We start from the raw sequence: 25221 nt of genomic DNA, 5'->3' as shown, positions 1-25221 counted from the left end.
CCATGGTTGCACTCGCGGGAGTTACTTGCAACCCTCGGGTTGCAAATGGGGCACGGCGACGAAGGGGGTCGAGAGTAGGTGATGATGGTGTCATGCTCGAGACATCCGTGATCATCGGAATCGCGTCCATCTGTGTTGGCTTCGTCTTCTTCCTCGCCGCCGCGACCGGGGCGCGCGCCAAGTGGGACAGGAAGCTGACGATCGCCCTGTTCGTCGTGGCGATCGTGTTCATGACGGTCATTCCGGTGATCGGCGCGGTGGGTTTCGCCGCCTGATTTTTACCGATCTGTCATTGCGGACCACAACTGTCCTCGATCGCTTCTACCGTAGGAACATGACCGAAAACATCACCGTCGAAGCCGCCGATATTCTGGCGATGCTGGCGGAACAGCGTGACATGCTCCTGATCACCGTGCGCGGACTCGACGACGCGGGCGCGCGCACCCGAAGTACGGCCAGCGACCTCACCCTCGGCGGGCTCATCAAGCACGTATCGGCCACGGAAAGCGGCTGGATCGACAGGATCCGTCAGCTCGACGAGAACGCGACCTTCGACATGGACTCCGCGATGGTGTCGTACTACATGGGCGACGACGACACCCTCGCCGATCTTCTCGACGAGTACGCGAAGGTTGCGGCCGTGACCGAGGAGTTCGTCGCGGGCCTCGACCTCGACCTGCAGGTTCCCCTCCCGACCGCGCCGTGGGCGCCGGAGCGGGAATGGTGGAGCGCACGAAAAGTGGTGCTTCACATCATTCGCGAGACGGCCCACCACAGCGGCCATGCCGACATCATCCGCGAGGCGCTCGATGGTGCGAACACCACCATGCAACGCGGCGCCGATGCCGGCATGACTTTCGACTGAGGGTTTGCCTGCTCGTGTGCTCTTGTGCCCCAACCCCTCTGAGCGAATGTACCCTTCGTCTCGTTCAGTAGAGTGAAGGGTACATTCGCTCAGATCGCGGAAGCGGGTGCGACAACGTCAGTGCACTTCGGCGACCTCCGCGCCGATGCCGGTCTCTGCCCGGACGAGCATCTCGGCGAATTTCTCGTCGTCGTGGACTCCGCGGCCGCGACGCTTCTCGGCAACGAGCGAGCCGATGATGCAGGCGGCCAGGCCGAGCGGCATCGTGAAGATCACCGGAAGCTGGATCGTCAGGGGCGCCGGCCCGCTGCCCATCCACAGTGCCTCGGTGAACATGAGACTCACGACGGTGGAGATCAAGCCTGTGAGCACACCCCATACGGCGCCGGTGCTGTTGAACCGTCGCCAGTTCAAGCTCAGGACCAGGGCGGGGAGATGGGCGCTTCCGGCCACCATGAACGCCATGCCCATGAAGAACGTGATGTTGGTGTCGTCGCCGATGAGCATCGTCAGGCCGATGGCGATGACACTGAACGCGACCGCACCGTAGCGCGCGATCCGTGCCTGCGTGAGTTCCTCGCGGTTGCGGTCCTCGACGTCGAGGTGCTCGACGGGTTCCTTGCGGGTCAGCGCCGGCCACACGTCGCGTGCGAATGTGCCTGCGGCGGAGATGACCACACCTGCGACGACCGCGATGATGGACGCGAAGGCAACCGCTGCGACGAGCGCGAGTGCGATCGAGCCGCCGGTGGTGCCGATGCCGCCGCCGAGTTCGGTCACGAGGACCGGAGCGGCCAGGTTGCCGCCGGGGCCGACGAGATCGGTGCCGTTCGGGCCGAGCAGCGCCGCGGCACCGAAGCCCATCACGATGACGATGAGGTAGAACATGCTGCACAGTGCAACGGTCCAGCCGAGCGAGCGTCGTGCTGTCTGTGCCTCGGGGACGGTGAAGAACCGGATGAGGATGTGCGCCATGCCTGCGGTGCCGAGCGCGAACGCCAGGGCGTACGAGACGAGGTTGATCGCGCTGGTCTCGCCGAAGATCAGGCCGGGCGACAGGATCGCTTCGCCCGCAACGGCATTATCGGTGGCGTCGCCGAGAACCTTGGGGAAGCTGAACCCGAACTGCGCGAGAATGCCGAAGCACACGATGAGCGCGAGGACCGACAGGATCGACGACTTGATGACCTGTACCCAGGTCGTCGCGAGCATGCCGCCCACGAACACGTAGATACCCATGAGCGAACCGGCCACGATCACCGAGAGCCAGAAGGGGATCCCCGAGACCGATTCGAGCAGCACGCCGGCGGCGACGAGCTGCGCGAGGAGGACGAATGTGCCGGTTGTGATGGTGCTGAGCGCCACCACGACACGCACATTACGTGATTCGGTGCGGAAGACGAGCACGTCGGCGAGGGTGTACTTGCCGAGGTTGCGCATCTTCTCTGCCAGCAGGAACAGCACCGGCAGGAACGAGATGACGGACGTGAACAGGATGACAGTGCCGTCGACGCCCTTGGAGAAGATCAGGCCAGTGGTGCCGAGGAAGCTACCGGCGGAAATGAATTCACCGGCAATGGCGAATCCGTTCTGCCAGCTCGAGATCGAGCGACCCGCGGCGAAGAAGCCGTCGGCGCTCTTGGCGCGACGGGACGCCGCGAACGTCACCCACAGGGTCAGTGAAATGACGGCACTGCAGATTGCGATGGCCAGGTAATCGGCGTCGCCGGTCATGCGACGACCTCCTCGGAGTCGGGCCGGTTATCGGCGACAGCGCGGATCGCGGCGTCGGCGGCGGGCTGAATGTATGTGCGGGACAACCGGAAATATGCCCACACCATCACCCAGGTGCCTGCGAACTGGCTGAAGACCACCCAGAGCGACAACGGGACACCCAGGATCGAGTGGGAGCCGAGCTGGTCGGGGAAGCCGATCCAGGCCACGAGGAAGCTGGTGAACAACACGATGGTGATGCCACCGAGGGTGTTGGTGACCATCTTGCGTCGATGCCGCAGTTCGGCGACCTCGGGAAGCTGTAACATCCGCGACCAGATCAGATCGTCCGCAGCGAACGTGCCCTTCTCGGAGACGGTGTCGTTCATGCCTGCACCGCCGCCCGGCGTGCCGTCTCGAGTGCGAAGAGGTTCTCGTCCCAGCCGGCTTCGAGGGGGCCGAAGAAGTGGAAGCGGACCTGCTTGACCTTGTAGAGCCAGCGGCCGTCGATCTTGACGACCTCGTCGGTGTACCGTCCGGCTGCGATGCTCGCGGTGCCGTCGGTGACGCACGGCTGCCACAGGAACGAACGGACGGTGGCGCGGTCTCCGTCGAGGTCGATCTCGAGATTGGTGATGAAGTGCCAGAACGCGGTGAGTCCGCCGTCGGCGAGGCCGGCGAAGAAGGTCTTCATCTCCTCCTTGCCTTTGGGATGTGACAGCCCGTCGAATTCACCGTCGTCGGTGAACAGGTCCATCAGGGCATCCCAGTTCCCGTCGTCGAGGTGGCGGCAGTACCGGGCGTCGAGCGTGCGGATCACTTCGAGATCTTCGAGGCGTGCGATGCGCTCGAGGAGAGATCGATCGGATTCTGTAGTGGTCACGGGGGAACCTCCGGGAGCGTCTGGATTAACGCATGTTCATGTGATCGGAACCATAGCAAGGCCGGATCGTGTGGTCAACGCCGCCGTTGTTGCTGGTGGTGGCGTGTGCCACTACTCTTCGAGAGATGAACACGCGGTCAACTGCGGCTCTGCCGTCCGTTCGTGAGCGGATCCTCGAGACCGCCCTCGACGAGTTCTATGCGTCCGGATTTCACGGGGCGACCATGCGGAATATTGCCAACAGTGCAGGTTGTAGCGCTGCGAACGTGTACAACCACTTCGAGAACAAGTCCGAGCTCCTGGTCGAGATTCTGCGCCGGGCCAGCGATGAGCAGTTCACTGCAACTCGCAACGCACTGCGGAAGGCGGGGGCTGATCCGGCGGTGCGCTGGCGTGCCGCTGTGGTCGCGCATTCTCTGTTCACCGCGCGGAATCCGCGCGCCTGTCTTGTTGCGAACACTGAGCTCAGGTACCTCGACGACATGAACCGCAAGCGGGTCGTGGGGTCGCGCGACGCGCAGGAGCAGTTGTTCGTCGACATCGCCGAGGTGGCTGTCGACCTGGGGATATTCGCTATCTCGAATGTGCACCAGGCAGTGACGGCAGTGTTGACGATGTGTTCGGGGATCCCGTTGTGGTTCCGTCCCGACGGCCCGCTCACCGCGCAGGAGGTCGCCGATGACTACGGCGATTACGCACTCAACCTGGTGGGATACCGCAAAGTCTGACGAAAGACGTTGACGGGTGACGGGCATCATGCTGTACTGGGGTGAACAAGCGTTAATGACCTACTCCGGTCTATCGAAGGAGTGTCGATGACACACCGGCCGTCCCAGCCCCGCACCGACTCGCCGCGCTACCTCACCGAGGAACGGCTCGAGATCCGCAACCTGGCCCGCGACTTCGCAATGACCCGGGTGCTGCCCGTGGCGAACGAATTGGACCCCGTCCAAGGCACCATCCCGGACTCGCTGAAGAAGGAGATGGCCGAAATCGGCTTCTTCGGCATCATGATCCCCGAGGAATACGGTGGCCTCGGCCTCGGCGTTTTCGAATACTGCCTCGTCGCCGAAGAACTCTCCCGTGCGTGGATGAGCGTGTCGGGTCTGCTTGCCCGCGGCAACGGCATGGGCGGCGGCTTCACGCCCGAGCAGGAGCAGGCATTGCTCCCGCGGGTCGCCCGCGGTGAGTACCTCGGCGCTTACGCGTTGTCCGAGGCCGAAGCCGGCTCCGACGTCGCCAACATTTCCTGCCGTGCCGTGCGCGACGACGACGAATGGGTCGTCAATGGCACGAAGATGTGGTGTACCTACGCGGACGAAGCCGACTACATGGTGTTGTTCGCCCGCACCGATCCGAACAAGGACCCGGCCAAGCCGCACCGCGGGATCAGCGCGTTCCTCATCGAAAAGGAGCGTGGGGGATTCCCGGAGGGCATCTCGGGTACCAAGATCCGTAAGATCGGCTATTTCGGCTGGAGCACCTGGGAGTTGTCGTTCGACAATTACCGCATCCCGGCAGGCAAGATGCTCGGCGAAGAAGGAAAGGGCTTCTACCTCGCCGTGTCCGGTCTCGAGGTGGGCCGCGCCCATACCGCAGCCCGCGCGATCGGCCTGGCACGCGCGGCCCTCGAGGACTCCATCGAATACGTGCACACCCGCCGCCAGTTCGGTCGTCCCATCGGCGATTTTCAGCATCTGCGTTTCAAGATTGCGAAGATGGCGGCGGATATCGAAGCTGCCCGTCAGCTCATGTACTCGGTGGCCACCGATATCGACACCGGACGTCGTTGCTCGCTCGAGGCGTCGATGTGCAAGCTCGTGGCGACCGAGATGGCCGAGCAGGTCACCAGCGAAGCGGTACAGATCCACGGTGGTGCCGGATACACCACAGACTTCCAGGTGGAGCGCCATTGGCGCGACGCGCGTCTGACGAAGATATTCGAAGGTACCAGCGAAATTCAGATGCGCATCATCTCCGATGAGCTGCTCGGAAGGTCGGAAAAAGCATGAGCATCAAGACTACTCACGAGGTTGTCGCTGTCGGAGACCGAACCGTGAGTCCGACGCAGGCTGCTGCCGAGACTCTCACCGAGGCAGGGGTATCCCTGCCTGCCGGTTCCACGTCGGTTGGTGCTGTTGTCGCATGCGTGTCCGCTCCTGCAGTTCCGGGAGCGCGGCGGATCGGGTCCCAGTGGAATGCGGAGAAAGTCGTCGAACAGACCGAGAGTGTCTCGGTCGAAACGGTGATCGTCCGCATCACCGGCGACCGCGTCGAACGCTACCTGGCCCTGCGTGACCACACGGGCGTCATTCGTGAGAGTGGCACCGAAACCTGGGTTCTCGAGGACCCCGCTACTGCGATAGCGGCCCCGGAACTGGACTTCTGCAGCGTCGAATGGGGCAACCTGCTGAGTGAAAGTCTCGAAGACGACCGCGGTTTCACCTCCTCTCTGTCGACGTGGGACGGCACCATCGGGCTGCGCTGCAGCGATCGGGAACTACATCTGCGCATCTACAAGGGCACCATCATCGATGTCACCCGGCGGACGCCGCACGGCGCCACGTTCACCTTCGTCGCGCCCGCCCACACCTGGGTCGACCTCGTCCTGTCCGACACCGACGACTTCATGCGCAGGGCCATCAGCGGCGAATTCTCCTCCACCGGAGACGGATACGAGTATCTGCGGTTGACCAAACCGCTCAACACGATCATCGCGCATGCCCGACTCATCGCAAGGAAGGCCAACTCATGATCGAGGCCCGCTATCTCGACATCGGGGGAGCTCTCGGATTCGTCGAAATCGTCACCCCCGATCATCGCAACACCGACCACCGCGACGTCGAGACATTGCCCGCAATCCTGTGCATCCACACCGCAGGCCAGAGCGGCGTGCAGTGGCGGCACGTCGCCCACGACCTCGCGAACCGGGGCTACCGAGTGATCGTGCCCGACCTGCCCGGCCACGGACGCTCCGAGCCCGCACCGTCCGGACCGGTGACCAGCATCGTCGACTACGGCGACTGGCTGTGCAACGTGCTCGACGCCCTCGAGATCGAACGTCCGTATGTGATCGGCTGCTCCATCGGCGGCAAACTCACCCTCGAACTCGCAACCCGTCCCGAGCGACCCCTGTCCGGCGCCATCGCAATGGAGGCGGAAGCCGGCCCCGGCCGGGTCAACGTCAACGGACTCCGTCGCGAACTCGAAGACGTCGCCGGCCCTGCCCGCGCCGAACGTACCTACCTGGGAACTCTTGCTTCGGTGGGGCGTTCGGTTCCCGAGGGTAAGGCCCATCTGATGGCGCTCATGCACAAGCGGGAAGACCCGGAGATCTCGTCGTCCGACCTGATCGGCTGGGGAACCCACGACGTGCGCGATCGCCTGCACCAGGTCACTGCCCCCTTGCATGTGATCGCGGGGCGCGACGATCCGTGGATCGTCGTCGACGAGATCGCCCGCATCGCCGAGACGGTCAACGAGACCGCACCCGGACGTGCACGATTCACCGCATTGGACGGTATCGGGCACTACCCGATGGAGGAGATCGACGGCTTCGCCACGCTCGTCGACACGTGGATCGGCGAGCTGAAGCAGTCGGCCCGGACCGAGGAGGTAGCGCTGTGACGACCCGAACCGAGACTCTGTCTGCGCTGCTGGACACTCTCGTAGCCGAGAACCCCGCAGCAGCGATCACGTACGACGTGGTCGACAACGACGTGATCGTCAGCCGTAGATCCGACATCCGCGACCGCGCCGAAGCTCTGCGTGCCGAACTCGAAGCAGTCGGAGTGCGCCCCGGGCAATGCATCGCCGTGATGCTGCCGAACTGGTCCGATGCCCTGGTCTGGCAGTTCGCCGCCGCCGCGGTGGGCGCCCATGTCATCGGCGTCAACACGCGTTACAACACCGGCGAGGTCGCACACATCCTCACCGCCGCCCGACCCGCCGTGGTCGCCGTCCCGGCAGCGTTCCACGGACTGGATCTGTTCGGCCGCCTCACCGAAGCCGCCGCATCGGTTCCCGGTGTCGCGACTCCCACCGTGGCCGTGGTGCGAGGACCATCCGAAACCGAAGCGACTGCACAAGAATTCGACCTCGGTGGGGGCGCATGGGTCGCGGGGAGCGGCGACACCGGAGACATCCGGGTACCCGAGACCCCCGACCAGGTCACGCTCACCGCAGCCGGAATCGATGACGATCCCGAGGATCGCCTCGCCGTTGCCTTCACGACCTCCGGTTCGACCGGTGTTCCGAAGCTCGCGGCGCACCGTCACAGCGCCATCGTGCGACACGGACATGCCGACGCCGAGATCATGCAGGTTCGCGAAGGCGACGTGGGCCTGTGTGTCCTACCCGTTTCGGGTGTGTTCGGTTTCAGCACCGCCATGGCGATGATCGCCGGTGGTGGCGCGTTGCTCATGGAGACCGTGTTCGACCCGGCGGCAGTGCTGCGCCGCATGCAGCGGGTGAAGGTCACCCATGCGGTAGGCGCCGACGACCTGTTCGGCCGGCTGTACGACGAGTGGCACCTTGCCGATTCGCGGGGCGCAGCCGAGCGCATCGACCTGTCGGCGCTGCGGTGGCTGGGCATCGCCGACTTCCTCGGACGGTCGCACGAGATCGCGCGTTGGACCCGCGACGAGTTCGGCACCCACACCTCCGGGGTGTTCGGATCGTCCGAAGTGTTCGCGCTCGCGATGCTCTGGAACGCCGATGACCCAGAATCGGTGCGCTGGAACGGCGGTGGCCGTGCGGTGGAATCCGCGATCGAGCTGCGTGTCGCGGATCCGCTCGACGACACCCCGGTCGCCGACGGCGAACAGGGCGAACTGCAGTTCCGTGGGCCCAACGTCGTCGACGCATATCTCGGCAATCCCGAGGCCGCGGCGCGCGCCTTCACCAAGGACGGCTGGTTCCGTAGCGGCGACCTCGCCGTGGCGCTCGGTGACGGCGGCTACCGGTATGTGTGCCGCATGGGCGACGTACTGCGTCTGCGCGGGTTCCTCGTCGACCCCGCCGAAATCGAACGACGCCTCGCTCGGCATCCGGGCGTGGGAGTCGTGAAGGTCGTCGGGATCACCGGCGACGGTGGCTACACCCAGGCCGTCGGGTTCGTGGTGCCCACCGACGACGCACCTGCCGACACCGACGCCGAAAGCCTGAAGGCGTGGTGCAAGGACGAACTCGCCGCGTTCAAGGTGCCGTCCGCGATCCACATCATCGACCGCATGCCCACCACTGTGGGCGGCAACGGCTCGAAGATCCGGGCCGTAGAACTGCGCGAATGGGCGCAGAACTGGACAGACCGTGAAAGGGACTACCGCCGTGACTGATTCCCACGCGAACGATGTAGTGATCTGCGAACCGATACGTACCCCCGTCGGCCGGTACGGCGGCATGTACATCGACGTTCCTGCCACCGACCTGGCTGCCCGCGTCATATCGGAGTTACTGGCGCGCACAGCGATCGACCCCGGGACGATCGACGACGTCATCTTCGGACAGTGTTACCCCAATGGTGAGGCACCTGCGATCGGCCGTGTCGCGGCGCTCGATGCCGGTCTTCCCGTCACCGTCCCTGGTCTGCAGCTCGATCGCCGTTGCGGCTCGGGACTGCAGGCGGTACTCGACGCCGCGATGCGCGTGCAGACCGGTGTCGCCGACATCGTCATCGCCGGCGGTGTCGAATCGATGAGCCGCTCCGAGTACTACACCGAATCGATGCGCTGGGGAGCCAAGGGAGCTCCCGCCGCGCTGCACGACCGCCTCGCACGCGGCCGTGTCACCGCGGGCGGTCGCAACTATCCGGTGCCCGGTGGCATGCTCGAGACCGCTGAGAACCTGCGTCGCAAGTACGACATTTCACGGCGGGAACAGGACGAACTCGCCGTCGAGTCGCACCGGCGTGCGGTCGCCGCGATCGAGTCGGGGAAGTTCGCCGACGAGATCGTGCCCGTGCAGGTGCCGCAGCGCAAGGGCGATCCGAAGACGATCGACCGTGACGAGCACCCGCGCGCCGACAGCACCGTCGAGACGCTCGCGAAGCTCCGCCCGATCATGGGCAAGCAGGATCCCGACGCCACCGTCACCGCAGGCAATGCCAGCGGGCAGAACGACGGTGCCGCTGCATGTATCGTCACCAACCGCGCGACCGCGGACCGGCTAGGCCTGCGTCCGCTCGGCAAGCTCGTCACGTGGGCGGCCGCCGGTGTGGCGCCCGCCGAGATGGGCATCGGACCGGTTCCCTCGACCGCGAAGGCCCTCGACCGCGCGGGCTTGGACCTCTCGGACATCGATCTCATCGAACTCAACGAAGCCTTCGCCGCACAGGCGCTCGCTGTGACGCGCGAATGGAAGTTCACCGCAGCGGATTTCGATCGCACCAACGTCAACGGATCCGGGATCTCCCTCGGCCACCCCGTCGGCGCGACCGGCGTGCGGATCCTCGCGACGATGCTGCGCGAACTCGACCGCCGCGGCGCGCGCTACGGCCTCGAGACGATGTGCATCGGCGGCGGCCAGGGCCTGACCGCGATCTTCGAGAGGGTCGAGTGACCGCGCGTCCGCTGGACGGTGTCCGTGTCGTCGACCTGTCCAGCTTCGTCGCCGGCCCCACTGCAGGCCGGATGCTCGCTGAACTCGGGGCCGACGTCATCCGCGTCGACCCGATCGGCGGCGCCGTCGACGGTGGCCGCTGGCCGCTCACCGGCGACGGTGCGAGCCTGTACTGGACGGGGCTCAACCAGGCGAAACGCTCGGTCGCGGTGGATCTGCGCAGCGACGAGGGCCGTGCCCGCATCGTCGAGTTGATCGCCGATGCCGGCATCGTCCTCGAGAACGCCGCACACGCCCCGTGGCTTGCCCACGAAGAACTGGTCGCACATCGCGCTGATCTGATCCACCTGCACATCGCGGGCAACGCCGACGGCAGTCCCGCTGTCGACTACACCGTCAACGCTGCCGCAGGGATTCCGCTGATGACCGGTCCGACCGGTCTCGGTACACCGATCAACCATGTGCTGCCCGCGTGGGATCTGCTCACCGGGGTGCACGCTGCGCTCGGTATCGTCACTGCGCTTCGTCGCCGCGAACAGACGGGTGAGGGTGCGTATCTCGAACTCGCGCTCGACGACGTCGCGAACTCCGCGGTCGCGAGCATGGGCTGGCTCGCCGAGGCCCAGGCGCGCGGATCCGGACGGGAGCTGCAGGGCAACGCGCTGTACGGCAGCTACGGCTCCGAGTTCGCAACCGCCGACGGCCGCTACGTCATGATCGTGGGTCTGACGCGCGGGCAGTGGCGGGCACTCGTCGAGGTCACCGGCACCACCGACGTGTTCACTGCACTCGCCGCGCAACGCGGTCTCGATTTCGAGAACGAAGGCGATCGCTACGCGGCACGAGACGCGATCACCGCGATTCTGGCGCCGTGGTTCTCTGCGCGAACCCTCGAGCAGGTCGAAACGGGCCTCGCGGGCACGCGTGTGCTGTGGGCGCCGTATCGGACGATGGACGAGGTCGCGGCCGATCTCGCGGCACGTCCCGACTCGGTAGTGCAGTACGTCGACCAGCCCGGCATCGGCCCTGTTCTCACCGCGCGGTCGCCGCTGCGCTGGAACGGTCGCTACACCGACGCGATGTCCGCCCCTCGGCACGGGCAGCACACCGACGAGGTCCTCGGGGCGGGTCAGCTGCCGGGTGCTCGATAGGACGCATCTCGCCGAGCGGCTTCGTCGACCTGCTCCGGGGTGAGGAGCACGATCGGCTTCGACCTCGCGGCACCGGAGGCGATGGTGCGGAGTTCCAAAGTGGCGGCGGCGATCTCGTCGGGCACTTCACCGAGCACGTACAGGTCGTGCCCGCCCAGTGCGAAGTGCACGGACTCGACGCTGCCGCCGACGCTTTCGACCATCGCGACGATCGCGTCGCGGCGGGCGCTGCCGCCGTCACTCAACAGTCCTTGTGCGCCCTCTGCCGTGTAGGTGACCTGCCAGAGATATCTAGGCATGTTGTGTCCCTTCCGGGATGCTGTCGGTTTTCTCCATGGTCGGTCGAACGGTTGGGTTGCGCGGTGCTTTCGTGCAAACGCGTCCGTGTTGTGTCCCTGTGAATCAGGGGGAAGCACGCCCGCGTACCCGGACAACGGTGGACCATGGACAACAGCGACCGTCGCATGTCCACCCGCCCCGTACGTCCGAAAGAGAATGTCGAATATGTCGCAGACCGAGATCATTCCCGCCGACTATCGTCGTCTCCTGGTCGAACCTCTCTTCGGCCATCTGGGGACCATCCGCCCGGACGACACCGTGCAGGTGACCCCGATGTGGTTCGAGTTCGACGGCGAGCACATACGGTTCACCCACACCACGAAGCGTCAGAAGTTTCGCAATCTGCAACACAATCCGTCGATGGCGCTGTCGGTGATCAATCCGGATGAGCCCCATCGCTACCTCGAGGTCGCAGGCAGACTCGTCGATGTCGTCCCTGATCCCGACGGTGCGTTCTTCGTTCGCTTGAACAATCGTTACGGGAATCCCGACACGACCCCGCCGCCGGACAAGGCAGATCGGGTGGTGCTGGTGATGTCGATCGAGCGGTCGACGAAGCAGTGACTTCGGCGCCCCATCGGTCGGCGGTAGCGTCGGTGGTCGACGAGTACATACCGGGCCATGATGAGCGTCATGGATCCGTGACGAGAGGATCGCCGTGCCGAAGCCACCACTCCCCGAGGCCGTCGCAGAACTTCTGACCCACGCCAACCACGCGACGATCACGTCGTTGCGCACCAGCGGCCAACCCGTGTCGGTGCCCACCTGGTACCTCTACGAGAACGGCCGGATCCTTGTGAACATGGACGAGGGTCGTAAGCGTCTCGAGTACCTCCGCAAAGATCCGCGCGTGGCGCTGAGCGCGATGGATCCGGAGGACTGGGTCACGCACGTGAGTCTCCAGGGCAGGGTCGTCGAGTTCGTAGACGACCCCGACCTGGCCGACATCGACCGGATCGCCCGGCACTACACCGGGAAGCCCTACTACGTGCGCGACCGCAGGCGTGTGAGCGCGTGGATCGAGATCGACCGCTGGCACGCGTGGGGAAGGTTGATGAACGTCTCTTGATCCTGCCGCGCGGAGAACGGCCGGCTCACATGATGCCGGCCTTCTTCGCCGCGCTGCGCACCTGGAACGACATGACGATCAGCAGGATGCCGAACAGGATCGCGTAGATGCCGAGCAGGACGATCAGACCGAGGATGCCCGAGCCGGGGAAGATCAGCAGGAGTACGCCGAAGAGGACCGCGACGACGCCGGCGATCAGCGACCACACCCAGCCCGAATCGGGCACCTTCCGGAACCGCAGAGCGCCGACGATGCCGATGATGCCGAACAGGATTGCGTAGAACGCGATCAGGTACAGCAGTACCAACGCGGTGATCCCGGGCCAGAACAGCGCGACCAGGCCGGCGAGGACGGAGACGACACCCATCGCCAGCCACAGCCCCCAGCCGTCAAGGGTTGCGCGATCTCGGATGGAATGCCATACGAGCACGGCGCCGTCGACGATGGCATACACCGCGAATACGACGACGAGCGCCCACACTGTGATGCCCGGCCACACCAGAGCGACGATGCCGAAGAGGACGGCGAGGATGCCGCGGATCAGCACCACCCACCAGACTGTTTTGAAGACCGACCGGAACAGATCGGATGCTGACTCGGGGTTCGCGGACATGACGACTCCTTGCGTATGACTGCGCGATCTTGATGGCCTTCAGAATAGGTCGGCTTACCTTGATCCGCAGGGGAAATCGTCGTCGTTTTCCCGAGGGACGAATGCGGCCGTAGTCGCGGAAGGTGGCATCGGTACGGATCGGTATTTCCGGTTCGACAACGACTTTCCTCGCGTTGTCCGGGTTTCCGTGGGTCATGAGGCAACGGAAACCCGTGTGAGCGGAGGAAAGCTTTGCAGCGGAGCCGGATGATCCGACAGATACAGGTCCCGATGCCGTGCGCGGAACATGAAAGAATTTCCACCGTACGACGCGCTGGCGCTTCAGCGCCGACTGCGACCCGGAGCATCCGGGACCGAGTAGCTGGAGGAGTAGTACGTGTGGCCCGATCACTGGCCGACGATCACCCGACGCGTCGCGACGACCACCGACGCCGCGCTGGGCGCAGCCCGCACCGAGGCGGTGCCCGCATTCGATGAGGCGCTCGACGAGCTGATCGCGTTGCCGTACGAGCAGGTCACCGCGGTGCATGCGGCGATGCTGCGTGAACTGCTCGAGGAACTGCATCCCGATGGGCTGACCGGTGAGGATGTGCAGAGAGTGCTCGAACGAGCGCTTCGGAACGGCATGCGCTGGTTGCCGTCGCTGCAACCCGACGCGGTGGTCGCGGTGCTCACCGGCACGTTGGGTGTACACGACGACGAGGCCCCTAAGGTACGGCCGGGCGACTATCTGACGGCAGGTCTGCTGGTACTCGCGGATCTCCTCGCCGCGCGCACCTCCGCTCCGGGCCCTTATCTGCGACGCGCGGTCGCAGAGATCGAGCGGTCCGAGACGATGGAGATGCCGTGAGGACGAGCGCTGAACCTTCCTCCGCTCCTGTGGGTTTCCGTGGGTCGACGACCCACGGAAACCCGTAGAGGCGGAGGAAACTGACCGCGTTGTAGGTCAGGGCAGCGTCTGGTCTTCGACGTTGCGCGCGATGCGTTGCAGTAGTTCGGTGAGGACGTCGAGTTCGTCGTCGCTCAGTCCGTCGAGCATCTGCCTTTCGCTCTCGAGTCGGCGTGGTAGCTCCCGCTCGACGAGTTCGCGCCCCGCATCGGTGAGGGAGAGCAGCACCACGCGTCCGTCGCGTTCGAGGCGCTGACGTTCGACCAATCCGATCTTCACGAGCCGTTCGGTGTGCTTGGTGGTGGATGCGCCGGAGATGCCGGTGACGGAGGTGACCTCGCTCGCTCGCAGTGGGACGTCGCTGCGGGCGAGTGCGCTGAGTACCTCGAACTCGGTGCGGCCGACGCGGCTCGATTCGAGTTCCCGATCGAGTCGGTTCAGGGCGAGGGAGCCGATGCGGGTGATGCGGCCGATCACGTCGATGGGGCGGACATCGAGTTCGGGGTAGCGGGTCGCCCACGCGTGACGGATGCGTTCGACGTAGTCGGAGCGGGCAGAGGACGTGGACATGTGTGCATTCTAACGGCTGGAATCCAAGAAGTTCATAGATAATTTACCTACGAAGTATTATCCTGGAAGAATGCTTCGACCGCGCCGACACACCGATCACGACCGCCTTCGCTACACGGGCGGCGCGTTGGCGCATTCGCTGTCGGCCTCCGCGTGGCGGGAATCCCTCGAGATGCGCCGGGCCGATCCCACTGTCGCCGTGGCGATCCGTGTCGGCGTGGCCACGCTGATCGCACTGATCGGAGGTGGCCTCCTCGGCCATCCGGAAGTTGCGGGATTCGCCGCCCTCGGCGCATTGTCGTCGGCGTTCCTGCGCTACGAGCCCTTCCCGCGGCTCGCGACGAAGCTGGCTGGTGTCGGCCTCGGTGTCATGGCCTTCACCGCGTTCGGTGCCGTGCTCGGTGCCGTCGGGCTGACCATATGGCTGCAGATCCTCCTGCTCTCCATAGCTGCAGGTGTGTCGTTCTGGCTTCTTACCGCCTTCCGGATCACCGGGCCGGGCCCCGTGATTCTCATCTTCGCCGCGGCCGGTGCCGCTGGCTTCGCCGACAGCGCCGCCGACGTGCGTCTCGCCGCTGCGGCAGCTGCCAGCGGATCGGTCATCGGCTGGATCGTGGCCATGCTTCCCGCGCTGTCTCATCCGCAGAGCCCCGCCCGAGTCGCGGTCGCACGTGCGCTCGCCTCCGTCGCCGCGCTCGAATCCCAGGGTTCAGCGGGGGTGACGACCGCTCGCCAGAACATCACCCGGGCTCGTGAGGTGATCGCACTCGGTGGCGATCGACGGATGCGCTCCCACAGGCACGAGCTTCTCGCGCTGCTCGATGCCGCCGAGAAGACCGTCGACGGTGGGTCGCACGACACGCTGTCCGAGCGCCGCGCCGACTTCCACCGGTTCGAAGCGGAATTGCGCAAGGTGCGGCGCGACATCGACATTCCCCGATCCGGAACACCCGTTCGCGGTGCTCGACGCGTGAGCCGGACCGACAAGTTCTTCGGATTCTTCGGCGAGGGTGTGCAGCGATTGAGCGACCGGGCGATTGTGATCGGCGTCGCGCGGGTCGTGATCGCCTCGCTGCTCGCCGGGGGGATCGCCGCGGCACTCGGTATGGCGCATCCACTCTGGGCCACGATGGGTGCGATGGCCACGCTGCAGGGCGCGAACTATCGGCACACCGTGCAGCGTGCGATCCAGCGACTGATCGGCAACGCGCTCGGTGCGGTGCTCGCGGTGGTGCTGCTGGTTCTCGACCTCGGCTATTGGCCGCTGGTCGTCGTGATCGTGGTGCTACAGACCGTCACGGAAATGGTCGTCACCCGCAATTACGCTCTCGCGTCCGTCTTCGTCACAGCCATGGCGTTGATGCTCACCGGGTTGGGCAGCAGCATCGGGCCGGATGTGGCGGCCGGCCGTGTGGGTGACACCCTCATCGGCGTGGTGGTCGGAGTGATTGTCGCCGCGCTGACCATCCAGCGCGGCGACCGTGCTCACCTGACCGAGGTCACACGTGAGCTGCCTCGAAGCTCTCGAGAATGTGCGACGGAATGCGCCCGCGTGAGCTGACGTCGAATCCTTGACCCCGGGCCCAGTGGCGCACCGCTGCCAGCTGCTCGGGGGAACGCCCGGGAATCACCTTGCGGTTGCGGGGCTTTCGCGTCCGAATCGGGGTGGGGGCGGTTGCATGCGCTGCCGGGGGAATGCTCGGCAGTTTCGGTGTCCGGTTGCGCTTCGACTCGTTCAGCCACGGCTGTAGAACTGCCCAGAACTTGTCTGCGTTGGAGGGACGAAGATCGATTTCGTACTCGATATCGTCGACGGTGATCCGGAACGATTGCGCCAGACCATCGGTAATCGGTTCGCCGTCGATGTCGTCGTAATATTCGACACGCACCTGCTGTGCCACACTGTCTCCTTGTCCCCGAACTTTCAACTAAACGCTAGTTGTTACTGGAGGGTAGCTTCAAATTTCGGGCGAATGCACCAACCCGGGCGGTGAGGTGTTCGAAGAACATCTCAGGATGGGTCGCCGTGACGATAGCGGCATTCGGTTCGCGCCGCCAGATGCCTGTCCAATCTGCGATCGTGGTGCCCCGCGTGAGCCGCCCTTCGAGCTCGACGTCCACCGTTGCGGGTGTCGTCGTGTACGGCACGGTCCCCAACGCCACCGCTGCCGCGAACGGATCGTGAACGTGAGCGAGATAACCGAGATTCTGATCGCGATGGAACTCCATGTAGAAGCGCAGCGCGTCGGACAGGTGTCGTACCACGGGATTCGATGCGCACGATCGCATCTCTCGCGGGTCGTCGGGCGACAATGCTTCGGCGGGAGTGCTTTCCGACGCCTCCGCGATACGGTCCACGTGCACGGGATACATCTCGATGGTCTCGGTGATGTCCAGTGGACACACGATCGGATGCTGAGAGGCGGGCAGGCCGGAGAACGCATCGAACACCTCGCGCGCGGCCTCCGGGTCGACGGCCACGTTCCACTCCGACGTCGGTGTCGTGTTGCCGGGGTGGTTGAAACAGCCGCCCATGATCACCAGGCGCCGCAGTCGCTGCGGCAGCTCCGGATCCATCCTCACGGCCAGTGCGAGATTCGTCATCGGTCCGGTGACCAACCCCGTCAACTCGCCCGGATGCTCGCGTGTGAGCTCGACCCACGCCTGCGCCGCGGTGCGAGACGACGGCGCCCGCGATGTCGCCGGAAACTCGGCATACCCGACACCCAGTGGTCCGTGAGTGTCCTCGGTGGTCATCAGCGGTGCGACGAGCGGAACCTGCGCCCCGGCCGCGACCTCGATGTCGGTGCGACCACACATGTCCAGCACCGCAAGGGTATTCGCGGTCACTTGATCGACGGGCACGTTGCCGGCCGTGCACAGTACCGCGGCGATATCGGCCTCCGGACTCGCGAGCAGGTACAGCAACGCGAGCGCATCGTCGATGCCGGTGTCGACATCGACGATGAGTCGAGTCGAGGTGATCGGGAGGTCGGGGGAGCCCACGCACACATCTTGCGACATCGCGTCCGCATCGCGCACCACGGGGTCCCACTCGCCCGTGAAACCTCGGCTTGGGAACATTCGAGGATGCAGAACAATGTCTGGGGCTTTTTCACGGACGCCGACGGTGCGTATCGGCCCACCAAATTTGCGGTGAGCCCATGGTCGTCCACGATGCTCGCGGGCCCGTGCGTGTGCGGCCTGATCGCCCGCGAACTCGAGAATCGGCACGGCGACGACGCGATGGTGCCCGCGCGCCTGACCGTCGACCTGTTCAAGCCGGTCCGCAACGACGAGATCCGATTCACCACGACGCGTGTCCGCGACGGAAAACGGATTCGCGTAGCCGACGCGCTGCTGATGCAGGGCGACGACGTCTCGGCTCGCGCAACCGTCGTCTTCCTGCGACCGTCGGCGCAACCGCCGGGCGAGATGTGGGTGCGCGAGGACCGTCCGGAACCGCCCGCGGAAACTCCCGCCGACCCGGAGACCGGATTCGTCTTCCCCACCTGGTTCGGCAGCGACGCCCACCCCGAAGGCTGGTCGACGAACCGAGCCGAACACCAGAATGCGAGCCGCAAGCGTTTGTGGGCACGTCAACTGCCCGTCGTCGTCGGAGAAGAGATGTCGCCGTTCGTGCGCACCGCGACAGTCGGGGAAGCGACCAGTTTGGTGACCAACTGGAGCGACCGCGGCGTCGGCTTCATCAACGCCGACCTCACCTTGACCCTGTCACGGTTGCCTGTCGGTCCGGAGGTGGGTGTCGAGGCCGACCACCACATCAGTGCCGACGGCATCTCCGTGGGCACGTCGGTACTGTTCGACCGGCTCGGGCCGTTCGGTTCCGGAACGGTGACCGCACTCGCCGATCCGCACCGGCAGGTGGATTTCGGCGGAGCATGATCTTTTCCGAACTAGCATGTGCGCCATGCGAGTAGTGCGGATCGTCGATCTCAGCCATCCCGTGTCGCCGAGCACGCAGGTGTATCCGGGAGATCCGACGCCGGTGTTCACTCCGCATGCGACCATCGGCGGCGACGGCTACAACCTGCTGCACGTCGCGATGGGATCGCAGACCGGCACCCACGTCGACGCGCCGCGACACATCCGCGACGACGGGGACTCCGTCGACCGCCTCCCGCCCACGGCGTTCGTGGGCAGGGGAGTGGTTCTCGATGTGCGCGGCCGCGTCGGTCGGGGCGAGCTGATCGGTCCGGATGCGTGGGATGAGGCCGACCTCGGCTCGGGCGACATCGCTCTCGTGCACACCGGGTGGTCGGAGCACTTCGGCACCGACGAGTACTTCCACCATCCGGTGCTGAGCGTGGACGCGTGCCGGTGGCTGCTCGACCGCGGAGTGCGCACCGTCGGCATCGACGCCCCGAGTATCGACCCCACAGGCGACGAGGAGCTCCCCGCGCACCACATGATCGCCGACGCGGGTGGTGTGATCTGCGAGAACTTGACCAACCTCGCGTCGATCGACTTCCCGGATCCGTTGGTGAGCCTGCTGCCGATTCCGTTCGTGGGCGCCGACGGGGCACCCGTGCGCGCGGCCGCAATGCACGTCGAGCCCTGATCGGTCCGCTGGCTGCAGATTCACGCGGCGAGATAGCGTGCGAGTCCTTCTCGTCCGGCGTCGGTCAGGTGGAGTCGCCGAGAGTGTTCGACAGGTTCGACCCAGCGTTTCGATATCAGGCCCGTCATCAACGCAGCTCCGAGTGCGCCGCCGAGGTGATCACGATCGTGGCTCCAATCCGAGCATGCGAAGGCGAGCCTGCGGCGACTCGGGACGGAGGTCATTCCTAATCCAAGGGCGGCAAACGACGGTTCGGCAGCTGGTCCGGGTTCGAGTTCTCCCTTGGGTATCCGGATGAGTGCGCGGTCCTCCAGTAGCCCTTCGAGCAGCCTCACGCCGAGCTCACCGGCGACGTGGTCATAGCAGGATCGGGCGAACGTCAGGCCGGGATTGTCGTCGACGGCCGGTTCGGGATCGTGCCTAGGTGCACCGACGGCGGTGAGTAGGGCTGCGACGGCGTCGCGGATGCTGGGATCTGTGATGCGGTAGGTGGCGGTGCGGCCGTTCCTGTCGACATCGATGTAGTGCTTGTCGCGCAGTCGGCGTAAGTGGTTCGACAGTAGAGGCTCGGGCAGATCTAGGTGTTCGGCCAGGTCGCGCATGCGGGTCGGGCCTTCGGTGGCGAGGTGTCGGAAGATGGACACGCGCACTGGTGAGCTGAGTTCGCGCGCGAGGTCGGCGGCGCGTGACACAGGATCGTCGGTTGTGTCCATCTTCTGCCTCCTTCGCGCAGTGTGCGATCAGTCTATGAACCTGAATTCACAGTTTACGTCTTGCTGAAGCGTTGTTGTCTGCGGCTCTTCCCAAGTGTTGTGCGATCTGGGAGTATTCATGCTTCAGTGAACTATGAATGAATGGCTGAGGGTCCGATGTACCTTCGCCCGACCGGAATGCAGGCCAGCGCTTCGCATACACAAGGGGTTCAACTCATGAAAGACGCGATCACCGTAGGGGATATCGAGATCTTTCGTTACGTCGTCCGTGACGACAAGATGGTCCCGAATCTCTACGTCGAGTCCGCGGACTATCGGATCATGCCGCGTGTTTTTGCCACCGGCTTCATGGTCGGACTGCTCGAATGGTGCGCGATCATCGCGCTGCGCCGCGTCCTCGACGAAGGAGAGGGAAGTCTGGGGACCCTCGTCGATATCCGGCACTCCACTCCGACGCCGGCCGGAGCCGAACTAACCGTCACCGCAGTCTGCACGAAAGTCGAACCGCCTTATTACGAATGGGATGTCACTGCGGTCGACGGTGAGGGCGACATCGCCGCATCGGGCCGCCACGGCCGCAACATCATCATCACTGAACGCTTCCAGCGTCGAGTGGATGCCAAAGCCGACCGATTGGCCGGCCGATCGACAGTATGACGGCGCGGTCGAGGAGTTCGGGCGTCATCGTGTCGAGATGCCTCAACCGATCAGGGCAGGTGCGTCACCACGACACGTGCCGTCCCGTACACCGCGGTCCCGGCCGTGACCAGACCGAACAGCACGATCCACACCCCCGCGGGAATCTTCGTCAACCACCTCAACTGGTCGGCGTCCGAACCCTGGCCGCGGCCACGCATGTGGGTGCGAGCCAGTTCGAACACCGGACGTGTGGCGCCGAGCAGCAGTACCCACGTGATGAGGTACGCGGCGGCATACCGCACGACCGGGTCACCGAGATAGGCCGCGGCACCCACGAGAGCGCCCGCGATCACGACGGACACGAAGCCGTACAGGTTGCGGATCAACAGGAGCAGCAACGCCAGGGCTGCGAGGATCGACCACAACACCGCAGCTGGTCGGTTCATCGTGAGCAGGGTCGCCGCCGCGAACCCCAGTACCGCCGGGCCCGTGTACCCGGCGAACGCCGTCGCGACCATGCCGGGGCCGCGCGGATTCCCCGACGACACCATCACGCCCGACGTGTCGCTGTGCAGGCGGATGCCCGACAGTTTGCGCCCCACCAACGCGGCCACGAGCGCGTGCGACCCTTCGTGCGCCTGCGTGATCACGTTGCGGGTCTTGCGCCACAACGGCTGCACCGTCACGAGAATCAGCGCGATCGCCGCTGTGACCAATACCAGGGCGGTCGGCGCGGGTGCGTCGACGGCCGAGACGGCCTGCCACGCGGACTCCGCTGCGTTCGTGAACGAGTCGAGGCTCGACGCCACTGATCACCTTTCGTCGGGTATGGGTGAGGCACGACACGTCGTCGGCCTCGATAGCCTCATGAGCATGCCTGACAGTCGTGCCATCGATATCCGCGCGGGTATCGCCGACTCGTGGGCCGTCGGACTCGGCCTGATCCCGCTGGGCCTCGCGTTCGGCGTGGTGCTCACCCAGGCCGGCTTCGACTGGTGGTGGGCGACGATCTTCTCGATCGTGATCTACGCGGGCTCGATGGAATTCCTGGCGATCGGTCTCATCAGTGCGGTGACACCGTTCGCGTCGATCGCCGCGGCGACGTTGCTCGTGAACTTCCGGCACGTCTTCTACGGACTGTCGTTTCCTCTGCGGTCCATCCGCAGCCGGATCGGCCGTCTCTACGCCGTCTATGCGCTCACCGACGAGGCCTACGCGATCGTCGCGCCGAAGGCCGGTCAGGATCTGTCCGGTACCCGAGTGCTCACCGTGCAGGTGCTGTGCCAGTCGATGTGGGTGGTGTCGGGCACTGTCGGCGCGCTCATCGGTGCGGTGCTGCCCGCCGGCCTCACGGGTCTCGAGTTCGCGCTCACCGCCCTGTTCACGGTGCTCGCGATCGATGCGTTCCGTACCAACCGCGATGTGCCCGCCACGGTGCTCGCCGTGGTGTGCGGCCTCGTGGCGATGCTGATAGCGAAGGATCAGATGCTCGTCGTCGGACTCGGGTTGTTCGTCGCGTGCCTGCTCGCACGATTCGTCTACCGGAACAGGACCGCAAGTGCCTGAGTCGGTGCCCGACGCCGGATACGTTCTCGGCGCTCTGCTGGTGATGTTCGCCGTGACCGTTGCGCTGCGCGCGGCGCCGTTCCTGGCGCTGTCGGGGCTGAAGAACTCCGCCGTCGTGGACTTCCTGGGCAGGACGATGCCGGTCGGCGTCATGATCATCCTCGTCATGTACACGCTGCGCGACGTGGGCGCGACGACGTGGTTGCCCGCGACGATCGGGTTGTGCGGCACGATCGCCATGCACTTGTGGCGGCGAAATGCGGCGCTGAGCACCGTGGTGGGTACCGGCCTCTACTTGGTGGCGTCGGCCTTCTGGGGCTGAGCTGTTACCGGCGAGGCTGTTACCGGCGGGATCGGGGTCATGATCTCGCCGTGGCGGGTGCGGGCGGCGAAGACCGCGGCGACGAAGACGACGACGGCGATGATGGCCTGCGAGTTTCCGAGTGCCTCGAGCACGACGTGTTCGACCCAGCCGCGCGACGACGCATCGGTGAGTAGCTTGTTGGGTCCGAACAGGAAGATCAGTGTGGCGGGCACGAGTACGGGCCACCAGCCGCGGTAGCGCGGGGCGACGAGCAGCGGCACCAGGAACAGTGAGTACACCCAGTGGTGGGTGACGGCGATCGGGGCGGCGAGCAGCGTCGCGAGACCGACCAGCGCGAGGGCAGGGACGGTTTCGCCGGCGCGGAGGAATCGGTGTGCTGCCCACGCGGTCGCGGCGACGATCAGCGCGGCACCGACGATCCAGAGGATTTTGCTGGTGCCCTCGGAGAACCCGAATCGGGCGATCAGGCCGGTGAGTGCTTGGTTGCGGAAGAACCCCTGGTCGCCGGCGCGATCGGTTGCGAAGAACTCGTCGGTCCAGAAGAACACAGAGGAGTCGGGCCGCAGCCAGTATCCGAATGCCACGGTCGCGAAGAAGGCGCCGAACGCTCGGGCCACCGACGGGATGTCCTTGCGGAGCAGGAGCAGTAGCCCGAATGCCGCGGGCGTCACCTTGATCGCTGCCGCGACCGCGATACCCACGCCGCGGAAGCGCGCGGGGATCACACCGAGGACATCTGCGACGACGAGCGCCATGAGAATGATGTTGATCTGGCCGAACGCGAAGTTCGATCGGAACGGCTCGAGCAGGAGCACCACGCCAAGGGTCGCCGAGGCGACGAGGCTTGCGCGGGTGACGTCCAGTCGCTGGTAGACGACCTTGAGAATCCACCACACGAGTGCGATGAGGAGGGCAGTCCACAACACCTGCAGTGTCGTGCTGCCGATCAGGGCCATCGGCGCGAACAGGAATGCGGCGAACGGCGGGTAGATGAATCGGAAGCCCGAGTGGGTGTAGAAGCCCTCTGTGTAGAGGGGGGTGTGATGGAGGAACGCGTACCCGGCATCGCGGAAGACGTCGAGGTCCATGAGGTATTCGGTGAACGCGTCCTGCACGTATCCTGCCACCGCGTATGCCGTGACCAGTAGTCCGATGGCGATCAGTGCGGAGTGCACGGGCCTGGCGCGGACTTCGGACAACAGCACGGGTGGGACCTCCGGGTGGTCGGCAACGTTTCAGGGGCCCGGTCGGGGCGACCCGTCGTCACGTTACACAAACGTTGTACGGCGTAGCCCGTCCTGAAGCGCATTCTGCGGATAGAATCGGCTGTTTATCCCTTTTGGGTATTTCCCGGTCCAGTGCACATGAAGCTATATCGCTCTCTTGGGATTCTGGTAGATATCTGTAGATAACTGAATCGAGCACGTTCGACCCATGGGTATTCGGATCTATCGAAGAAACGTTAGATTCCGGAATATTGCCCTGAAGCCGTGGTTCGGACGCCGGAACTCGCGCAGTGCTGCACGAATGCGCACTCGGAAAGACCTTCGGCACCAACGAGATCCAGCGTCAACTCCACCGATTCCGCCAGTCGATACGGCCGGCTTTCCACCACCGAGCCCAAAGCGCGTCGCAACCGCGACACTTCCGCGCGCACTGCGACGGCATGATCGGCATCGCCGAACAGTGTGTGACTCAACTCGGTCACCGACATCCCGGCGCGGCCGCGCATGTGCAACAGCAGCAGGATCTCGGCGTGTCGAACCGTCACGGCGCTGCGCCACTGGCGTCCGGTGCCCGTCACCTCGACCGAAGGCGACGACGACAACTGCAGCGTCATCCGGATCGTCGCCGCCGATTCGGACGGCCGGATCAGCCAGCCGTGCGACAACTGTTCCGGTACGCACAGTCCGAGTCCGGGCACCGTCAGGGCGCGATCGGTGCGGGGAGATCCGATGCGACGGGCCGCGGCGACGCCGGAGGCGTGCGCGACCCACCCGTGGTCGTCGACCAGCAGCACCGGTCCGCTCACCGACGCGAGCAATGGTGCGGCCTCGGTGCGCAGTCGGTCGAGTCGGTGTTCGTGCTGCCGCCACAACTGCGACTCGGCGAGGCGCACAGCGGTGTCGACGAGCGCGCCGATCGCAGGATGCAGCGTCATGGCCGGGCCGCTGACGTCGACGATGCCCAGCAGATCACCGCTGATCGGGTCGTGGATCGGTGCCGCGGTGCAGTACCAGGGGTGTTGTGACTGTTCGAAATGTTCGCCGGAGAACAACTGCACGGGTGCGGCCTCGGCCAGTGCGGTGCCGATCGCGTTGGTGCCCACCTTCTCTTCCGTCCAGACGGAGCCCACGCAGAAACCCAGCGTGTCGGCCCGCGACCGCACACGCGCCGAACCGCTGCGCCACAGGATGACGCCGTCCGCGTCCGTGACGACGAGCAGCATCTGCGATGCGTCGGCTACCGGCGAGATCACTTGCTCGAGGTCGCCGATGATCGCGGCGAGCGGCGACGACCTGCGACGTTGTTCGATCTCTTCGAACGAGTACGGCACGCGCGCGTTGCTGCCCGCCGGATCGAGACCCGTGCGCAGTGCCCGCGACCAGGACCGGGCGACGACACTGCGCGGCCGCATCGTCGGTGTGCCGCCGCCGATGATCGTGTCGTGCATCCGCACCAGGTTGCGGGCGTGACGGGACAGGTCGGTGCCAGGTTCGATCGCGCTGAACGTGCTCACTGGCCC

General features: G+C 65.3%; 30 protein-coding genes. 18 read left to right on the top strand and 12 right to left on the bottom strand.

Annotated elements, in window-relative coordinates:
• The first annotated feature begins 92 nt into the window (after positions 1 to 92).
• Together ACFWB0_RS08815 and ACFWB0_RS08810 are read left to right on the top strand one after the other, a co-directional pair.
• A complete protein-coding gene (locus ACFWB0_RS08815) occupies positions 93 to 275 on the top strand; it encodes a hypothetical protein (protein WP_378490058.1) in 183 nt (60 codons plus the stop codon).
• A gap of 59 nt (positions 276 to 334) precedes the next feature.
• On the top strand, positions 335 to 865 hold the full coding sequence (locus ACFWB0_RS08810) for a DinB family protein (RefSeq protein ID WP_378490057.1): 531 nt from the start codon (positions 335 to 337) through the stop codon (positions 863 to 865).
• 117 nt (positions 866 to 982) lie between these two features.
• On the opposite strand, the gene ACFWB0_RS08805 is transcribed toward ACFWB0_RS08810, so the two are convergent.
• Genes ACFWB0_RS08805 through ACFWB0_RS08795 form a run of 3 tightly spaced genes read right to left on the bottom strand, consistent with a single transcriptional unit; the run spans position 983 to position 3461 of the window.
• A complete protein-coding gene (locus tag ACFWB0_RS08805; RefSeq protein WP_378490056.1) occupies positions 983 to 2599 on the bottom strand; it encodes a cation acetate symporter in 1617 nt (538 codons plus the stop codon).
• Entirely contained in the window at positions 2596 to 2967 is a 372-nt protein-coding gene (locus tag ACFWB0_RS08800) for a DUF485 domain-containing protein (RefSeq protein ID WP_378490055.1), read from the bottom strand. Before ACFWB0_RS08800 ends, ACFWB0_RS08805 begins: the two co-directional genes overlap by 4 nt.
• Positions 2964 to 3461, bottom strand: coding sequence for a nuclear transport factor 2 family protein (locus tag ACFWB0_RS08795; protein ID WP_378490054.1), 498 nt, complete (start codon positions 3459 to 3461; stop codon positions 2964 to 2966). The genes ACFWB0_RS08800 and ACFWB0_RS08795 overlap by 4 nt, the downstream gene beginning before the upstream one ends.
• 125 nt (positions 3462 to 3586) lie before the next feature.
• Here ACFWB0_RS08795 and ACFWB0_RS08790 point away from each other — a divergent pair, with 125 nt between their 5' ends.
• The 7 genes from ACFWB0_RS08790 to ACFWB0_RS08760 all read left to right on the top strand — a co-directional run bounded on the left by ACFWB0_RS08790 (position 3587) and on the right by ACFWB0_RS08760 (position 11170).
• On the top strand, positions 3587 to 4189 hold the full coding sequence (locus tag ACFWB0_RS08790) for a TetR/AcrR family transcriptional regulator (RefSeq protein WP_378490053.1): 603 nt from the start codon (positions 3587 to 3589) through the stop codon (positions 4187 to 4189).
• A gap of 87 nt (positions 4190 to 4276) precedes the next feature.
• Entirely contained in the window at positions 4277 to 5473 is a 1197-nt protein-coding gene (locus ACFWB0_RS08785; RefSeq protein WP_378490052.1) for an acyl-CoA dehydrogenase family protein, read from the top strand.
• A complete protein-coding gene (locus tag ACFWB0_RS08780) occupies positions 5470 to 6216 on the top strand; it encodes a hypothetical protein (protein ID WP_378490051.1) in 747 nt (248 codons plus the stop codon). The genes ACFWB0_RS08785 and ACFWB0_RS08780 overlap by 4 nt, the downstream gene beginning before the upstream one ends.
• The gene (locus ACFWB0_RS08775) at positions 6213 to 7088 is read left to right on the top strand and encodes an alpha/beta fold hydrolase (protein WP_378490050.1); all 876 of its coding nucleotides are present in this window, start codon (positions 6213 to 6215) and stop codon (positions 7086 to 7088) included. Before ACFWB0_RS08780 ends, ACFWB0_RS08775 begins: the two co-directional genes overlap by 4 nt.
• A complete protein-coding gene (locus ACFWB0_RS08770) occupies positions 7085 to 8797 on the top strand; it encodes an AMP-binding protein (RefSeq protein ID WP_378490049.1) in 1713 nt (570 codons plus the stop codon). Before ACFWB0_RS08775 ends, ACFWB0_RS08770 begins: the two co-directional genes overlap by 4 nt.
• Entirely contained in the window at positions 8790 to 10019 is a 1230-nt protein-coding gene (locus ACFWB0_RS08765) for an acetyl-CoA C-acetyltransferase (protein WP_378490048.1), read from the top strand. The genes ACFWB0_RS08770 and ACFWB0_RS08765 overlap by 8 nt, the downstream gene beginning before the upstream one ends.
• Complete coding sequence (locus tag ACFWB0_RS08760; RefSeq protein WP_378490047.1) at positions 10016 to 11170, top strand: CoA transferase; 1155 nt, start codon at positions 10016 to 10018, stop codon at positions 11168 to 11170. Before ACFWB0_RS08765 ends, ACFWB0_RS08760 begins: the two co-directional genes overlap by 4 nt.
• On the opposite strand, the gene ACFWB0_RS08755 is transcribed toward ACFWB0_RS08760, so the two are convergent.
• The gene (locus tag ACFWB0_RS08755) at positions 11149 to 11469 is read right to left on the bottom strand and encodes a GYD domain-containing protein (protein WP_378490046.1); all 321 of its coding nucleotides are present in this window, start codon (positions 11467 to 11469) and stop codon (positions 11149 to 11151) included. The genes ACFWB0_RS08760 and ACFWB0_RS08755 overlap by 22 nt on opposite strands.
• A 205-nt stretch (positions 11470 to 11674) precedes the next feature.
• On the opposite strand from ACFWB0_RS08755, the gene ACFWB0_RS08750 reads away from it, so the two are divergent.
• Both ACFWB0_RS08750 and ACFWB0_RS08745 read left to right on the top strand, forming a co-directional pair.
• Positions 11675 to 12073: a PPOX class F420-dependent oxidoreductase gene (locus tag ACFWB0_RS08750; protein ID WP_378490045.1), complete on the top strand. Its 399-nt coding sequence runs from the start codon at positions 11675 to 11677 to the stop codon at positions 12071 to 12073.
• A 94-nt stretch (positions 12074 to 12167) separates the two neighbouring features.
• Entirely contained in the window at positions 12168 to 12578 is a 411-nt protein-coding gene (locus ACFWB0_RS08745) for a pyridoxamine 5'-phosphate oxidase family protein (RefSeq protein ID WP_378490044.1), read from the top strand.
• Between the two features lie 25 nt (positions 12579 to 12603).
• Here ACFWB0_RS08745 and ACFWB0_RS08740 read toward each other — a convergent pair whose 3' ends face one another.
• Positions 12604 to 13191 (bottom strand): HdeD family acid-resistance protein, encoded by a 588-nt coding sequence (locus tag ACFWB0_RS08740; RefSeq protein WP_378490043.1) that lies wholly within the window; start codon positions 13189 to 13191, stop codon positions 12604 to 12606.
• A 376-nt stretch (positions 13192 to 13567) separates the two neighbouring features.
• On the opposite strand from ACFWB0_RS08740, the gene ACFWB0_RS08735 reads away from it, so the two are divergent.
• Entirely contained in the window at positions 13568 to 14041 is a 474-nt protein-coding gene (locus tag ACFWB0_RS08735; RefSeq protein WP_378490042.1) for a hypothetical protein, read from the top strand.
• A 96-nt stretch (positions 14042 to 14137) separates the two neighbouring features.
• On the opposite strand, the gene ACFWB0_RS08730 is transcribed toward ACFWB0_RS08735, so the two are convergent.
• Positions 14138 to 14650: a MarR family winged helix-turn-helix transcriptional regulator gene (locus ACFWB0_RS08730; RefSeq protein ID WP_378490041.1), complete on the bottom strand. Its 513-nt coding sequence runs from the start codon at positions 14648 to 14650 to the stop codon at positions 14138 to 14140.
• Between the two features lie 70 nt (positions 14651 to 14720).
• Here ACFWB0_RS08730 and ACFWB0_RS08725 point away from each other — a divergent pair, with 70 nt between their 5' ends.
• Positions 14721 to 16211 (top strand): FUSC family protein, encoded by a 1491-nt coding sequence (locus tag ACFWB0_RS08725; protein ID WP_378490040.1) that lies wholly within the window; start codon positions 14721 to 14723, stop codon positions 16209 to 16211.
• On the opposite strand, the gene ACFWB0_RS08720 is transcribed toward ACFWB0_RS08725, so the two are convergent.
• Positions 16150 to 16551: an Lsr2 family protein gene (locus ACFWB0_RS08720; RefSeq protein ID WP_378490039.1), complete on the bottom strand. Its 402-nt coding sequence runs from the start codon at positions 16549 to 16551 to the stop codon at positions 16150 to 16152. The two genes, ACFWB0_RS08725 and ACFWB0_RS08720, sit on opposite strands and share 62 nt — an antisense overlap.
• Before the next feature lie 34 nt (positions 16552 to 16585).
• A complete protein-coding gene (locus ACFWB0_RS08715; protein ID WP_378490137.1) occupies positions 16586 to 17674 on the bottom strand; it encodes a nucleoside hydrolase in 1089 nt (362 codons plus the stop codon).
• Between the two features lie 66 nt (positions 17675 to 17740).
• Between ACFWB0_RS08715 and ACFWB0_RS08710 the strand changes: the two genes are divergently transcribed.
• Entirely contained in the window at positions 17741 to 18556 is an 816-nt protein-coding gene (locus ACFWB0_RS08710) for an acyl-CoA thioesterase domain-containing protein (protein ID WP_378490038.1), read from the top strand.
• Between the two features lie 25 nt (positions 18557 to 18581).
• Positions 18582 to 19232, top strand: a complete 651-nt coding sequence (locus ACFWB0_RS08705; protein ID WP_378490037.1) for a cyclase family protein — start codon at positions 18582 to 18584, stop codon at positions 19230 to 19232.
• A 20-nt stretch (positions 19233 to 19252) separates the two neighbouring features.
• Here the strand turns inward: ACFWB0_RS08705 and ACFWB0_RS08700 are convergent, their stop codons facing one another.
• Positions 19253 to 19945: an ArsR/SmtB family transcription factor gene (locus tag ACFWB0_RS08700; RefSeq protein WP_378490036.1), complete on the bottom strand. Its 693-nt coding sequence runs from the start codon at positions 19943 to 19945 to the stop codon at positions 19253 to 19255.
• Between the two features lie 216 nt (positions 19946 to 20161).
• Here ACFWB0_RS08700 and ACFWB0_RS08695 point away from each other — a divergent pair, with 216 nt between their 5' ends.
• Positions 20162 to 20602 (top strand): thioesterase family protein, encoded by a 441-nt coding sequence (locus ACFWB0_RS08695; protein ID WP_378490035.1) that lies wholly within the window; start codon positions 20162 to 20164, stop codon positions 20600 to 20602.
• Positions 20603 to 20652: 50 nt separating this feature from the next.
• Here the strand turns inward: ACFWB0_RS08695 and ACFWB0_RS08690 are convergent, their stop codons facing one another.
• Entirely contained in the window at positions 20653 to 21393 is a 741-nt protein-coding gene (locus ACFWB0_RS08690; protein ID WP_378490034.1) for a M50 family metallopeptidase, read from the bottom strand.
• A gap of 58 nt (positions 21394 to 21451) precedes the next feature.
• Between ACFWB0_RS08690 and ACFWB0_RS08685 the strand changes: the two genes are divergently transcribed.
• Both ACFWB0_RS08685 and ACFWB0_RS08680 read left to right on the top strand, forming a co-directional pair.
• Positions 21452 to 22150 (top strand): AzlC family ABC transporter permease, encoded by a 699-nt coding sequence (locus ACFWB0_RS08685; RefSeq protein ID WP_378490033.1) that lies wholly within the window; start codon positions 21452 to 21454, stop codon positions 22148 to 22150.
• The gene (locus ACFWB0_RS08680) at positions 22143 to 22472 is read left to right on the top strand and encodes a branched-chain amino acid transporter permease (protein WP_378490032.1); all 330 of its coding nucleotides are present in this window, start codon (positions 22143 to 22145) and stop codon (positions 22470 to 22472) included. The genes ACFWB0_RS08685 and ACFWB0_RS08680 overlap by 8 nt, the downstream gene beginning before the upstream one ends.
• Here the strand turns inward: ACFWB0_RS08680 and ACFWB0_RS08675 are convergent.
• Complete coding sequence (locus ACFWB0_RS08675; RefSeq protein WP_378490031.1) at positions 22442 to 23680, bottom strand: glycosyltransferase 87 family protein; 1239 nt, start codon at positions 23678 to 23680, stop codon at positions 22442 to 22444. The two genes, ACFWB0_RS08680 and ACFWB0_RS08675, sit on opposite strands and share 31 nt — an antisense overlap.
• A gap of 257 nt (positions 23681 to 23937) precedes the next feature.
• Positions 23938 to 25215, bottom strand: coding sequence for a transcriptional regulator (locus ACFWB0_RS08670; RefSeq protein WP_378490030.1), 1278 nt, complete (start codon positions 25213 to 25215; stop codon positions 23938 to 23940).
• Positions 25216 to 25221: the final 6 nt, after the last annotated feature.

Source organism: Rhodococcus sp. NPDC060086 (genome assembly GCF_042730275.1).
Classification (GTDB): Bacteria; Actinomycetota; Actinomycetes; order Mycobacteriales; family Mycobacteriaceae; genus Rhodococcus.
This window is presented reverse-complemented; position numbering and strand designations above follow the sequence as displayed.